This window comes from Microbacterium sp. Au-Mic1 (assembly GCF_021341785.1).
GTDB lineage: Bacteria > Actinomycetota > Actinomycetes > Actinomycetales > Microbacteriaceae > Microbacterium.
Genome location: NZ_JAJTTF010000010.1, coordinates 144,453 through 159,170 on the forward strand (window position 1 = coordinate 144,453; position 14,718 = coordinate 159,170).

At 71.5% G+C, this 14,718-nt stretch carries 1 protein-coding gene (cut by a window edge); it reads right to left on the bottom strand.

Going from position 1 to position 14,718, the window contains the following annotated elements:
- Positions 1–14,515, bottom strand: the 5' portion of a protein-coding gene (locus LXM50_RS14320; RefSeq protein WP_233312095.1) for an Ig-like domain-containing protein. Its footprint begins 14,066 nt before the window's first position; the window shows 14,515 of its 28,581 coding nt (coding positions 1–14,515); it begins with the start codon at positions 14,513–14,515; its stop codon lies off the left edge, out of view.
- Positions 14,516–14,718: the final 203 nt, after the last annotated feature.

Here is a 14,718-nt window from a genome sequence, read left to right on the forward strand (position 1 = left end):
TGGATCCGCCGGCCAGTCCCCCGCTCTCCGTGTCGCCATCGGCGTTCGCCACGAAGGTGGCGGTGGAGAACACCCGCACCATGCCGCCGGCGGTGATGCCCACTCCGCTCGCGTTCACCTGCGTCCCCGCGGCGTTCCCGGTGATGCCGTCGGGGCCGGTGCCGATGAAGGCCGAGGTGTTGCCGGTGCCGTCGACGTGCGAGGAGACGCCGGCGCCGGAGATGAGTCCGCCCGATCCGTTGCTCGTGTTCGCCGTCGCGTTCGTGTGCGTCGTGGCGCTGATGCCCACGTTGCCGCCCGCGGTGATCGACGCGGCCGCGTCGTAGGCGCGCACGGTCGGGTTGACGGTGGTCTGCGCGGTCTGCGAGGTGAAGGAACCCAGGCCCCCGCCGCCGCCGTTAGCCGAGGCGTTGGTGACCCCGGTGCCCGGAGGAGGCGAGGCCGCGCGCAGCGACGACCCGTCGGCGGTGAGCAGCTTCTGGGATCCGGTGAGCGAACCGGTGAGCCGCAGCACGAGCTGCTGCGTTCCGGTGCCCGCACTTAGCGCGGTCCCGGCCAGGAACAGCGTCTGGTCGCCGAACACGTGCGGCGTGCTGAGCGACTGCCCGGTGAGGGTGATCTGACCGGACCCGTTGCGGCTGCCGACCGTGTAGGTGCTGCCGTCGGTGAGGCCGATTCCCGCGGGGGCGAACGCCTGCGCGTCCCGCGACTCGGGCGGGGCGGAGATGTGGATCGGGGTGACGACGGAGGCGGCCGGGCAGGCGGCGTCGCCGGCGTGGCCGACCGCGTCGCAGTAGGTCGCGGCGAGCCGGATCGCGTACGCGCTCTGGCGGATCACGTAGTAGGTGGCGCCGACCGTGAGTTCGGGGATCTTGTGCGAGGCGTCGCTGATCCGGTAGATCACGGCCTGGCCGTCGTGCAGGTTGTGGTCGGAGAGGGTGACGGCATGCGTGATCGGATCCACGTTCACCGTGGGCAGATAGACGTTGTAGGCCGATCCGCTGTCGCCGGTGACGTGCCCGCTGCCGTCGACCGTCACATCGACGGCGTGGTTGCAGTACGCGCACGCGGGGTGGCCGTTGATGGCCGGGATGCCCGCCCCGTGCGTGAACGTGCTCGCCGGGGCCGAGCGATAGGTCACCTGCTGGCCGGCCGTGAACGGCGTGCCGCCGATGAGGTTGCCGCTCACGTCGCCCGTCTGGAACACGCTGGCGGCCCGCAGCGCATCCGCCTGGGAGGTGTAGAGCGCGATCGTGTAGACGTCGATCACGCGCACGTAGTAGACGCCGCCGTCGGTCAGGCCGATCGACGAGGCGTGCGCCGGGTCGTAGCGGTAGATGAGGGCGTCGCCGTTCTCGAAGTGGTGCGGCCCGCTGAAGCGCAGCAGCCCGCGGGACGTGTCGACGCCCGACGTTCCCGGCACCAGGCTCAGCGCGTCGATCGACGCCGCGGTCCAGGTGACGCCGAAGCCCAGGTGATCGGGGTCGGGATCGCCGTTCACGACCGGCACGACGACCGAGTACACGTGCCCGTTGCGCAGGCCCCCGATCGGGCTCGAGGAGCTGTACTGCACCTGGTCGCCGGTGGACAGGCCGTGCTGCGGGAACAGCACCGTGTCGTCGGGCACGGCACCGCCGTCGACGTTGAGGCCCACGATGTCGTCGGTGAGCAGGGCCCCCTGCGGGTCTGCCAGCGACTGCGCGTCGAGGGTCACGGTGCCGCCGGCGACGATCGTGGTGTTCGCGCCGAAGTGCGCATCCACCGTCGGGGACGTGGTGGCGTCCGCGCCCGGCAGACCCACGTTGGCGATGCCGCCGCCGACCACCTTGGCGGTGCCGACGGCCTGCGCGCGATGCGAGATCGCGGTCACGGTGACGCCGTTGGTCGCTCCCGTGCCGAGCACCACGTGCACGCCGGTGCCCAGGTAGGCCTTGACGGTGGGGTTCGCGGTGGCCGAGCCGACCGCCGCGCCGATCGTGAGACCGATCGAGCCGGCTCCCGCCTTGGCGCCGGCGCCTGCGACGGCCGCGTCGTCGGCGGTGACCGCGAGGGATCCGGGCCTGCCCGACACGGTGCCGACGGTCGCGCCGTCGTCGACGAAGGCCGAGACCGTGCCGCCGACGGTGGCGACCGCCTTCATGTCGGTGCCGGATCCGAGGATGCCGCCCGCGCCGCCGGTGACGTTGGTGAGCGCGATCGCCCCGCGACCGGCGTGCACCGTGATGGCCGTGCCGGGGCTGTGGATGTTCGCCGATCCGCCCAGCGCCGCCGCGTCGGTGCCGTCGATGGCGCCGGTCGCGGAGACGGCCGAGACGCCGACGGCGAGCGAGACGGAGACGATGTCGAGGGTGGTCGTGGTCGCATCCGTGGCGTCGGTCTTGACGGTGAGCTGGCTGCCGGTGACGAGCTCGCCGCCGAAGGCCGCGCTGCTGCCGCCGTGGTCGGCCGCGGTGGATCCGATGATCCCGACGCTGATCACCAGCGAGGCGTTGACGCTGCTCGTGGTGGAGACGACGGTGTTCTTCTTGACGGCGCTGATCGTGGCCGCCCCCGACAGCGTGACCGTGCTGTGCGCGCCGACGGCTGCGGTGACGAGGGCCGAGGACTGGATCGTCGCGTGCGCGTCGTTGGCGCCGCCGGCCCCGAGTCCGCCGATGCTCAGCATGTCGGTGACCGAGGACGCGTTGTTGGTGCCGTTCGCGGTGACCGAGAGCGAGGCCGCATCGACGCCGACGTCGACCGAGGCGGTGGTCGCGGCGGCGATGTCCGCGGTCGGCACGCTGACGCTGATACCGACGAGACCGCCTCCCGAGCCCATCTGCGTCTTGGTGTAGGCCGTGTTGTGGGACTCGGCGTCGAACGTCACGGGGCCCGCGCTCGTGATCGTGCGGGACGCACCGGCGTAGACGGCGACGGCCTCGACCTTCGCGGCCGCGCGGATCTCGGCGTCGGCGAGGCTCACAGAGATGCCCGCGAGGCCGCCGACGCTCACCACGAGCAGCTGCGCCTCGGCGCGGTTGGCGCCGATCGCGCTGACCGCGACGCTCGCGGAGCTCGTCACGCTGCCGGAGAGCTCTGCGTGCACGGCGCCGCCCATGAGGGCCTGGGCCGCGAACACGGCGCCCGCGCCCACGAATCCGGCGCTCAGGTTCCTGCCGATCGCGATCGCCTCATTGCGCGCGTTCGGTCCGTGGATGTCGGCGGTCACGTTGACCGTGCCACCGGAGGTGATCGAGGCGTCCGAGCTCACGGTGGCCGCGATGTCGGCACCGTCCGCGATGGTCGCCTTCGCGACGCCGACGTTGAGCGACAGACCGGCGATGCCGAGGATGTCGACCTCCGCGTTCGCGTGGTTCTCGCCGCTCGCGTGAACCGTGACGCTCGCGGATCCGCCCACCCGGCCGGTGAGCTTCGCCGTGGTGTGCCCCGAGATCGTGGCGATCGGGATCATGGCGGTGATCGCCGCGGCGCCGATCGCGACGCCCGGCGTCGTGGCGCTCACGACGTTGCTCGCGTTCGTCTCGACGTCCACACCGCCGCTGGTGGTGACGTCGCCACCCAGTTCGGACTCGGTGTGGCGACCGCTCGACGCGATGAGCAGAGTGAAGCCCACCGCGGCGGCGCCGGTCGAGATGTTCACCGCGACCGGCGTCATGTCGGTGCGCGTTCCCATGGCGCTCACCGTGACGCCGGCGCCGCCGATCGTGACGGATCCGTGCGCCGCGGCGGCGGCCCGGGTGGTGCCCGTGTAGTTGAGGATCGCGACGATGCCGCTGATGCCGGCGAGGATGCCGCCCTGCGCGGAGACCGCGAGGATCTTCGGGGTCACGTGATCCGTGGCGGTGACGGTGATGCCGCCGATGGCGCCACCGGATCCGATCCCGACGTTCCCGATCGTCGCCGTGGTGTCGCCCGAGAGGTTCAGCACCACGACCGCGACGCCCACCGCGCCGGCGGCGAGCGTGATGCCCACCGCGTAGGCGGTGATGGTGCGGGTCGCGAGGGTCGTGACGTCGATGGTCGTGCCGGCCTGCGGGATGCTCGCGCCGCCGTCGATGTGCGCGGCCTGCGCGCTGGTGTCGTTCAGCACGACGATCTGGCCCGTCACCGAGATGCCGGCGACAGATCCGGTGACGGCGATATCGGTGACGTTCTCGGTGAGGTTCGCGTGCACGCCCACGGTGCCTGCGGCGGAGAGGCTCGCGGTGTTCGCGACGCCGGCGTCGGTGTGCAGGCCGATCGTGAGCACCGAGATGCCGGCGCCGAGGGCGCCGAGTCCCACGCTGGCGGCACCCGCGAGCACGACGACGTCGAGGCGGTCATCGGCCGTGATCTGCACGTCGGACTGCAGGGAGTGGACGGTGCCGTAGATCGTGGCGGAGGTGCCGGCGGGAGGCGCCGGGTGCCCGACGGTCGGGTGGAACGTGTCGGCCGTGACGGATCCGCCCGGCGATGCCGCGACGAGGCCCTGGTTGGCGCGGTCGCCGCCCGAGTAGACGTAGCTCGCGTAGGGGGCGTTGATCGGGGTCCACTTCGCGCCGTCGGCGGCGATCGACGCGCCGGAGGTGAAGGCGATGTTCGCCTGGTAGTAGTGGCCGGACCCGTCGGTGACGATCACGCCGTTCTTGTACGCGTGGCCCGCCTGGTAGAGCGCGACCTTCTGCGCGGCCGTGCCGCTGAGCGCGCTGCCCCATCCGTCCCCCGAGCCGGAGGCCGTGCCATCGGCCTGATCCTGCGCGGACATCGCCCCGCTGTCGCCCGTGGCGGCGCTCTTCGGGTCGGACAGCTCCCAGTAGGCGCTGTCGCCGGTGTTGTGCGCGTTCGTGGGGTCGCTGTTCTTGCGGGCGACGTAGGTGTGCCCGGAGGCGGTGACCACGTCGCCGGTCGTGTAGCTGTTCGCCGCGGAGTACGCGCCGCGCTGCGGCCCGCTGGCGTCGGAGTTGTACTGGTCCGTGGGGGTCGTGCCGATAGACCAGACCGACACCGCGCCGGCGAGGCCGACGAAGCCGCCGCCGACGCTCACCGCATAGCTGGCGACGTGCTTGATGGCGAGCGCGTTCACGGCCACCGCGCCGTTGGCCCAGACGTCTGCGGTGCCGATGTAGCTGGTCACGCTGACGTTCGCGACACCGATGTCGATGCCGCCCGCGGCGCCCACGAACCCGCCGGCCACTCCGCCCGCGAAGGTGAGCGAGTCGAGCCGGTCGGTCGCGTTGACCGTCACCGACTGGTTCGCCGCGACGCCGCCGAGGATCGTGCCGGATCCCTTGTTCACGGTCGTGCCGTCGTCGATCCAGGCGCCCGTGGCGACCGTGAGGATGCTCACCCCGACGTTGCCGCTGACGCCGACGAATCCGGCCGCCAGTCCCGCGACGATGCCGAAGAGCTTCTCGGTGGATCCGGCCTGCACGGCGAGTCCGTGCACCGTCTGCGACCCGAACGAGTCGTTCGCGATCGTGCCGTCATCGATGCAGGCCTCGCCGGTGCTCGGGCAGCCGTACCCGGCGCCCGTGCCCTTGACGACGACCGTGTTGTCCGTGCCGAGGTGCGCCTGGGTGCTCTTCGTGGCCACGACCACGTCGACGCCCACGCCGACCCCGACCCAGCCGACGGCGAGGGACGCGGTGACGAGGATCAGCGACGTGTCGTCGGAGGCGAGGACCGCGATGTTTCCGTCCGAGCGCAGCGTGACCGCGTCTCCGGTGTACGCGTTCGTGAAGGTCTTCAGGACGGTGACGCCCACGGTGCCGGCGACGCCGACCGTGGCGCCGGCGGCGGCGAGGATGACGGAGACGACGGCGTCGCTCGTGTGCGAGACGACCTCGATGTCGTGGCGGGCGTTGACGATCGCGTCGTGGTCGATGTAGGCGTCGGCGTGCAGCTCGACGACCCGCACGGCCGCGGAGAGACCGACGGCTGCGGTGCCGCTCACCGCGACGGAGGCGGCGAGGCCGAGCGTGCGGTAGTTGTTGCCGGCGGCGACCCGCACGGACTGCCCGGATCCGGCGGCGGGATCGTCGGCCGCGCAGGCCGCGGTCGCGCAGTTGATCTCGGCGTGGTCGCCGATCGATGCGGTCGTATGCACGGTCAGCACGGAGACGGATCCGGAGAGGTTGACGGCGACCGTCCCTGCCACGCCCGCGGAGACGCCGAGCGAGGCGATGTAGTCGCTGTTGGTCGCGGTGACCGCGACGCCGGAGAACCCGGACGAGGTGCCGGTCGTGATGGTCTGCGGGCCAGTCTGCCGACCGTCGGCGCCGGGGAGCTGTCCGGAGCGGACGAAGCTGTGCGAGCGGCCGGCGCCGGTGGAGCTGAAGGCGATCGGCACGGTCGCGCCCGGCACGGCCATGCCGTCGTGCGCGCAGTCGTCGGCGTTCAGCGTGGCCTCGCACTTGGTGCGGGCGATCTGGAAGTGGCTCGGGGTGTGGTCGACGACGTAGTAGGTCGCGCCGTCCACGAGTCCGCCGATGGGGGTGCCGCCGCCGGCGCTGTACACGACCGGGTCGCCGTTCGCGGCGTTCGGGTCGTACGGGAGGACGATGTAGTTCGAGCCGACGTCGACGCCGGGGTTGAAGCGCGGCGCGTCGTCGCCCGCGGCGCCCGGGGTGTTGGTCGGGATGAAGCGCTGCGATTCGCTCATCATCCCGGAGGGCAGGGTCATGCCGGTGATGATCGGGGAATCCGGGTTCGGCCCGCGGATCTGGATGCACGTGCCGCACCCGTTCACCAGGTGGACGAAGTACGTCGCGCCGTCGGAGAGCCCCGTGATGGGCTTGCCGCCGCCCGCGTCGTAGACGACCTGCTGGCCTTCGACGAAGTTGTGGGTGTAGCCGAGGTTGATGGTGGTGCCGTCGAACATGAGGCCCTGGGGGGCCGGCGAGTTCGGCAGCGGGCCGCCGGGGTAGCCGCCCTGGTACCCGCGCGGGTCGAAGCGCGTGTCCGTGCCCGAGGTGATGTAGCCGCCGGTGTTCACGGTGCCGTGCGTGGTGGCGCCGCCGAGCGCGGTGACGATCGCGGAGGAGCCGATCGTGGCGTTCGTGGTCTTCGTGACGACGGGCACGGCGACGCCGGCGCCGATCGCGGCCGTGCCGCCGACGCTGATGTTGCCCGCGATGACGAAGAGGCTCAGGGCCTCGTCGGCGGAGACGATGACGTTGCCGCCGGCGCGGACGTTCGCGCTGGATCCGATTCCGGCCGTCGTCGTCACGCTGATCACGGGGACCGCCGCATTGACGGTGACCGCGGCCGTGCCTCCGGCGGAGACACCCGCGGAGATGGACTTGATGTCCTCGCTCGAGGTCGAGGTCACGACGACGTCGCCGTTGGCGTGCACCGTGGACGACGAGCCGATCGTCGCCGAGGTGGTCTTGTGCAGGTCCTCGACGTCCAGCCCGACCCCGACGCCCGCCGTCCCGCCGACCGCCACCGCACCCGCGAGCGCGAGGATCGTCGTCGTGTCGGACGCGGTGACGGCGACCGATTGCGAGGTGTGCGCACTCGAGTTCGTGCAGCCCACGCCGACGCAGTTCACCGTGGTGCTGGCGCCGATCCCGGCGGTGGTCACGTCGGTGAGCACGTCGATCGAGACGGATCCGGCGACGCCCGCGTTGTTGCCACCGGCGCCGGCGACCGCGACGAGGAGGACGTCGCCGACCTGCGTCGCGGAGACCGTGAGCCCGGTGGCGCCGTCGGCCTCGATGTCCGCGTGGTCGCCGATCGTCGCGACCACGTCGCCGTTGCGGACCAGGAGGGCGAGCGAGGCGCCGACACCGGCGCTGCTCGTGGAGATCGCGACGTTGCCGGAGGCGATGCTGAGCTTGTCCGCGTGGTCGGAGGCCGTCACGGCGATGTCGCCGCCGGCGTGCACGACCGCGTTGTCGCCGATGGTCGCCGAGGTGGCGTGGTCGCCCGGGTTGATCACGATGACGGCGAAGGTGCCGGCGACCGCCGCACTCGAGTCGGAGGCGCTGCCGCCGACGACGATCTCGAGGAGGTTCTCGGTCGAGACCGCGGTGACCGCGACCCCGCCGCCCGCGGCGACCTTCGCGCCGGCGCCGATCCGCGCCTTCACGTCCTTCGTCATGACGAGGACGATGATGGATCCGGCGACCGACGCGGATCCTCCGCTGAGGGCGAGCCCGCCGGAGACGTCCACGATGTTCGTGTCGTCCTGGGCGGAGACGGTCACGGACTGGCCGGAGTCGCCCGTCGTGGTCTGGTTGACCTTCGCGCTGTCGCCGATGTACGCCTCGGTGTCGAACAGGAGCACGTCCACCACGACGGTCGCGCTCACGGCGAGTCCGTCGCCGCCGACCGCGCCGCCGAGGGCGAAGGACGAGATCGCGGGAAGGTGCTCGTCGATCGTGCTGTTACCGGTCGTCGGTGCCAGTGGCGCGTAGGTCTGGTGCGCGGTGACCCCGATCGCGCCGGAGGCCTGCAGGGTCGTCACGGCGGAGGAGCCGGTGCAGTCGGGATCCGTCGTCGGATCCGTCCCCGAGCACACCGAGGCGACGGTCGACACGGCGGGCAGGATGTTCACGGCGAACGCGCCGCCGATGCCCTTGCCGCTCGTCGACAGCGCACCGGAGAGCGCGAGGTTCAGCAGGCGCATGTCCGTGACGGCGTTGACGTCGATGCCTGCGGTCGAGGTGACGGTGGCGCCCTGGCCGATCCGTGCCGCCGTGTACAGGTTGAGGACGTTGATGCCCGCCGACGCGGCGAAGCTCGTGCCGGACTTGCCGCCGGCGGCGGCGAACGCCCAGATGATGAAGTCGTCGTGCTTGCCGGCGGGGGTGATCGCCTCGACGGTGACGCCGGCTCCGGTCACGGTGGCGCCCTGCAGCACGTGCGCCTTGTTGGTGAGGTTGAGGTAGTTGAAGCCGACCGCGGCGCCGATCTCGGTGCTGCCCGAGGTGAGGTCGAACGCGGTGCTGATGGCCTTCGCGGTGTTGCCGGTCAGATCGGACGCGCTGACCTTCACCGCGCCGCCCGTGGCGGTCACCGTGATGCCGCCGCCGATGCGCGCCTCGTTGGTCGCCTCGATCCAGTTCCAGGCGATGGAGGCCGCGATGCCGGTGCCGCCGCCGCTCTGGCCGGTCTTGCCGCTCGAGCTGCTGTTCGCCGACGTGGTCTGGTCGTTCGACTTCGGGGTGGTCTTCCCGTCCGTGGTTCCCGCGGTGTTCGGGTTGTCCTTGATCTGCTGGTCGGACTTCTTGTCCGAGTCGTTGTCGCCATCGCTGCTGCCGCGCGCGCTCGCGGTGGCGTTGGCGGCATCGGCCAGCTCCGAGGTCGCCTCGATCGTGACGGACGTGCCGCTGATCGTGCGGTCGATCGCCGCGAGGGTGTTCCAGTCGAGGACGACGTTGAGGGCGACGATGGCGCCGACGGCGACGTCCTTGCTCGCGGCCTCCGCCTTGCCCGAGGTGTCGATCTCGTTCGTGTGCTCGGCGCTGACCGTGACGGTGCCGGTGGCGGTCAGGGTCGAACCGGTGCCGAGGCGGGCGATCACGGTCTCGTGGTTGCTCACGACGAGCGCGACGGCGGGAGTGATCGCGGGGTTGTCGCCGCTGGTCTTCGTGCCCGCCTCGACCTCGGTGGAGATCTGCCGCCACCCCTTCGCCTCGATCTCGATGTTGCGGCCGCCCGAGATGGTCGCGCCGTTCGCGACCTCGGAGCGCACCCGGTTGGACGGCAGCAGAGTGACCGGATCCTGGCCCGCGAGGATGTTCATCGCGACCGAGGCTCCCACGCCCACCGAGTCGCCCGTCTCCGCCTTGCTCGTCGCCTTCGCCGCGTCGCGCTCCGTGCTCCGGCTCTTCAGAGTCAGGTCGTCCGTGCTGAGGGTGATCGAACCGCCGGTGGGCACGACCGCCTCGGTGCGGTTCTTGACGATGTTGATCGCGACGGATCCGGCGACGCCGATCGTCGTCGAGTCCCCCGCTCCGGACTCGGCCTGAGCCTCGAACTCGTGCTCGTCGAGACGGAAGATCTGGTCGGTCGTGGGCGACGACGGCAGGTCGATGCCGTGGCTGAAGGTGCTGCCCTGCGAGGTCCAGGCGTGGGCGCCGGACCCGAACCGGTAGAGGCCGGCGCTGTGGCCGAGCCCGTCATCGGCGGTGAGCTGGTAGTAGTCCTTGTCCTTCGGGCCATCGGTGGGCAGCTTCTCGCCCGATTGGTCGCCGGCGTACTGCCATGCCGAGCCGTCCCAGCGGTACAGGCTGCCCTGCGCGTGGCCGGCGTTCGGCACGGTCAGGACGCAGAAGGCCGGGCTCGAGGCGTGCGCGCAGTCGCTGAGCTTGTCCTGCTCCGGGACGACGCCGGTGAGCACCGCGCTGCCCCAGCTGCCGCCGGAGGAGTACTGGTAGACGCCCTTGCCGTTCGAGCCATCGTCGGCGGTGAGCCGGAAGTACTGGCCCGCGTAGGGTCCGGGCAGGTCCTTGCCGCGATCGATGATGTCCCACGACGTGCCGTTCCAGTGCCGCAGCACGTCGTGGTTGTCCGGGTCCGCGATGTCGGTCATCCGCGCCTCGGCGTCGAGGCCCGTGGCGACCACGGTCGAGTCGCCGGTGCTGGCACGGTTGGTGACGTCGACGGAGTTCACGCCGACGCCCGCGCCGACGCCGACGGCCGCCTTCGCCGTGGTGTCGCCCTTGCCGTGCGCGGACGAGTCGGTGTGGGCCGAGCTCAGGAGCGTCAGCACGCCGCCCGCCGTGATCGTCAGGAAGTCGGCGACGGTCGCGGTGCTGACGGTGGTGACGATGTTGATCGCGAGGGCCGCGGCCACCGACAGGGACGGGGAGCTCGACCCGCCGCTGTTGTCCTGGCCGTCGGCGGTGCCGGTCTTCGGAGTCGAGGTCTTGCCCGAGTCCTTGCCTGCGGCGTTGTTGTCCTTCTGCGTCTTGTTCGCATTGCCGAGGTTGTCGTCGGCCTTGCTGTTCGTGTCCTGGCCGTCGTCCGAGGCGCCGCTCGCGGAGGCCTCCGCCTCGCTCGTGGTCTGCGAGCTGCCGGTCGCGGAGAACGAGATCGCGCCGCCGGCGCTCAGGCTGCGGTCGGTGTGCGCGTCGACGGTGTGGTTCACCACGGCGAGGGCCAGCGACAGGCCGATCCCGGCGGTGGAGCCGACCGTGGTGTCGCCCTTGGCGGTGGTGTCGACAGCGCCCGTGAACGCGGCGGTCACGGAGATCGCTCCGGTCGTCTGCACGACCGGGCCGGCACCGAGAGCGGCCACAGACGATTCGTTCGCGATCGATACCGCGACGGAGGGGGTGACGGTCACCTTGCCGCCCTTGCCTCCCGCATCGGTCTCGTTCGTCAGCGCATCGGCGTTGGTCGAGTTCAGCGTGATGTTGCGCGCTCCGGTGACCGGCGGACCGTTGGCCGCCGAGCTGTTCAGGTCGAAGCCGGTGAAGACGTCGTTGTTGACGAGGTTGAGGGCGACGGACGCGCCGATGCCGACGGTCGCGCCTCCGGACTGTGCGGCCGCCGCCTTCGTCGTGCTGCTGCTGGAGGATCCGCCCGTCATCGTCACATCGCCGACGCCGGTGATCACCACTCCCCCGCCACCGACCGGCGATGCGAACACCACTGCGGTGGTCTTCTCGTTGAGCAGGTTCATCGCGAAGGCGCCCGCGAGACCCAGCGTGCCGTCGGAGCTGGACGCGCCGGCCGTCGCCTCGGCATCGATCGTGTGCGTCCCGTCGGGGACGGTGTTCATCAGCGCGGTGAGCGTCAGTCCGTGCAGTGCGGTGACCGTGCTGCCGACGCCGATCGACGCCTGGTTGATGATGTTCACGAGGTTGACGGCGACCGCCGCGCCGATCGTGAGCGACGACCCGGTGCTCGCCGTGCCGGTCGCGATCGCCTTGGCGTGCGTCGTGTTCGTGGTCGCCAGGGTCACCTGTCCGCCCGAAGCGGTGACGGACTGGCCGTCCGCGAGCTCTGCCGTCGACGTGGAGTCGACGATGTTGAACGCGATCGCGGCCGCGACGCTGATCGATGTGCCGCCGCTGCCGCCGGCGCCGTCGCCGGACTTCGCCGCCGGGGTCGTGGAGCGGCTGCCCTTGCCGCCGTTGGCGGTGGAGCGCCCGTTGGCGAAGCCTGCCTGGCTGTCTCCCTTGCCGTTCACCGTGGTGGTGTCTCCGCTCGGGTCGCTCGCGGACTTCTCGCCCTTCGCGCCGGCGACGCTCGCGGTGGCCTCCGTGTCGGTGTCGCTCGCGTCATCGGCCTTGAAGCTGACATCGCCGCCGCCGGAGACGGCATTGCGGGCGAGGGAGGAGTCGGCGCGGTGCTTGGCCAGGGTCATGGCGAAGGACGCGCCGATCGCCAGGTCGCCGCCGTCCGTGGCGCCGGTGGCCGTCGTCACGGCCTTCGCGGTCTGGCTCGCGTGCGCGGCGATCGCGCCCGTCGTGTGCAGGTCGGCGCCGTCGGCGATCCCGGCCGACGTGGACACGTTGTCGACGTTGAGGGCGACCACCGCGGTGAACGTCAGGCTGCCGCCGCCCTTCGCTCCGCTCTTCGCCGTCGTGCCGCTGTCGCTCGCACCCGTGGCGTTCAGCGTCAGGGCATGCGCACCGGCGAGCGTCGCGCCGCTCACGACACCGGCGTTCGTGGTGTTGTCGACGATGTCGATCGAGATCGAGGCTCCTACGCCGATGGACTTTCCGGTGCCGTCCTTCTTCGAGGTCGCGTCCGTGCGATCCTGCACGTTCGAGCCGCCGGTCAGCGTGAGATCCGCGTTGACGGTCGGGGTGCCGCGCACCTCCGCGAGGGTCTTCAGAACCGCGACGTTGATCGCGAGCGAGCCGGCGACCCCGACCGAGCCGCTCCCCGCCGCGCCGGACTGGGCGCTCGCGCCGTATTGCGACTGTCCGGGGGCGAGCGCCTCCACCGTGACACCCGAGGCGTTCAGAGTCGCGCCGCCGCCGAGGTACGCCTCGGTCGTGAACGTCGCGACGTCGACGGCGATGCCGATGCCGATGCCGCCGGATCCGTCGGCGCTCCCGCCGGACGCCGATGCGGCGTCCACGTTCCTCGCCGCGGCGTGCACGGTCTGCGTGCCGCCGGTCGTCGTGATGACGAGAGCACCGGCCGTCGGGGCGATGAAGGCGTGCGTGCCGCCCGTGAGCGCCACGACGCCGAGCGCGCCCGCGATGCCCGTGCTGCTGCCGCTCGTGCCGCCCGCGGGGCCGTCGGCGGACTGCGCCTGGCCGTTCGCACGGCTCGGGTCGTTGACGCCCTTGTCGTTGCCGGTCGAGCCCTTCGGGCTGGTCTGCGCGGTCGCGGTCGCGGTGTTGTCGCTGTCCGCGGCGACGGTCAGCGCGCCCGCGGTGATCGCCGTGCTCGACGTGGAGTCGATCGAGGCGGTCGTGTTCTGCGAGACGATGATCACCGCGATGCCGGCGCCGCTGGTCGCCGGGGTGGCGTCGCCCGTCGCGACGACGTTCACGTGGTTGTTCGCGTGCAGCGCTGCCGCACCGGTGGCGGACAGGCTCGCCGTGCCGGTCAGGGTGGTCGACGCATTGCTGAAGACGGTCACCGTCGCGACGGCGGCGTCCTGCTGAGCCGTGCTGCCGTCGCCGCCCGCACTGCCCTGGCTCTTGCCGCTGTCGACCTGCGGGTTCGCCGTGCCGTGCACGTCGGAGGTCGTGGTGAACGTGGCGGTCGAGCCGCTGCTGAGCTGAGCGGATCCGCCCACCGAGACCGTCGCTCCCGCATCGAGGAGGAGGTTGTCGGTGTACTTCTCGTCGGCCGTGAAGGTCGGCACGGTCGCCGTGGCCGACAGGGACAGCGCTCCGGTGGTGTGGATCGAGCCGCCCTGCACGGTGACGGCCGCATGGTCGCTCACGATGATCCCGTAGAACGAATCGGGAGTGACGGTGGAACTGGCCGTCGCGGTGAGGCTGTTCGCCGTGACCGCCGCATTCGCGAAGCCGATCGACGTGTCGGCGCAGTGCGTCGCGAGCGTGCCGTTCACGAGGCAGGAGAGGGCGTTCGAGAGTCCGCCGGTGACGGTCTGCGTCGCGGTCAGCGACACGTCGCCTGCGGTGAGGGACATGCCGCTGTCGAACAGGATCTGGCGGAACACGACCGTGAGGTTGGCGGCGGCCAGGTTCAGGGCGCCCTGCAGATGCAGGATGTCGTTGCCGGTGCCGGTGATCGTCAGCGAGTTCGTCGGGATGACGAAGTCCGTCACCTCGGCGGCCCCGGGGCAGTTCATGTTCATGCTGCCGGCCGTCGCCGACGGCGACAGCGTGCAGGTCGCATCCGCGCCGCCCAGGTCGAACGCCACATCGGTCGAGGTGTTCATGCTCATCGGCGCGATGCGCGAGTAGTCCACGGTGGTGCGGTCGAGGACGACCGTGCCGGAATGCGCGTCGACGGGCCGGGAGACCGTGCTCGCCGCCGTGCCTGCGAAGTTCAGGGTGTTGTAGCCGTCTCCGCCGTCGAACCGGACGGTGAGCGCCGGGTCGACCGCACCGCGGTCGATGACGAGCGTGTCATCGCGCCCGCCCTGCACGTCGATCTCGGTCAGACCGGCGTAGCTCGTCGAGATCGTACCCGCCGCCGTGGTGAAGGTGACGGTCCCGTCGGCGTGGAACGCGAGTGTGCCGGTGCCGGTGGGCAGCTGGACGCTCCAGAGGGTCGGGGTCGGGGTCGGGGTCGGGGTCGCGGCCGGGGCCGGGACGGCGGCGGTCGTCGGGGCCGCCGCAAGGGTCGCGC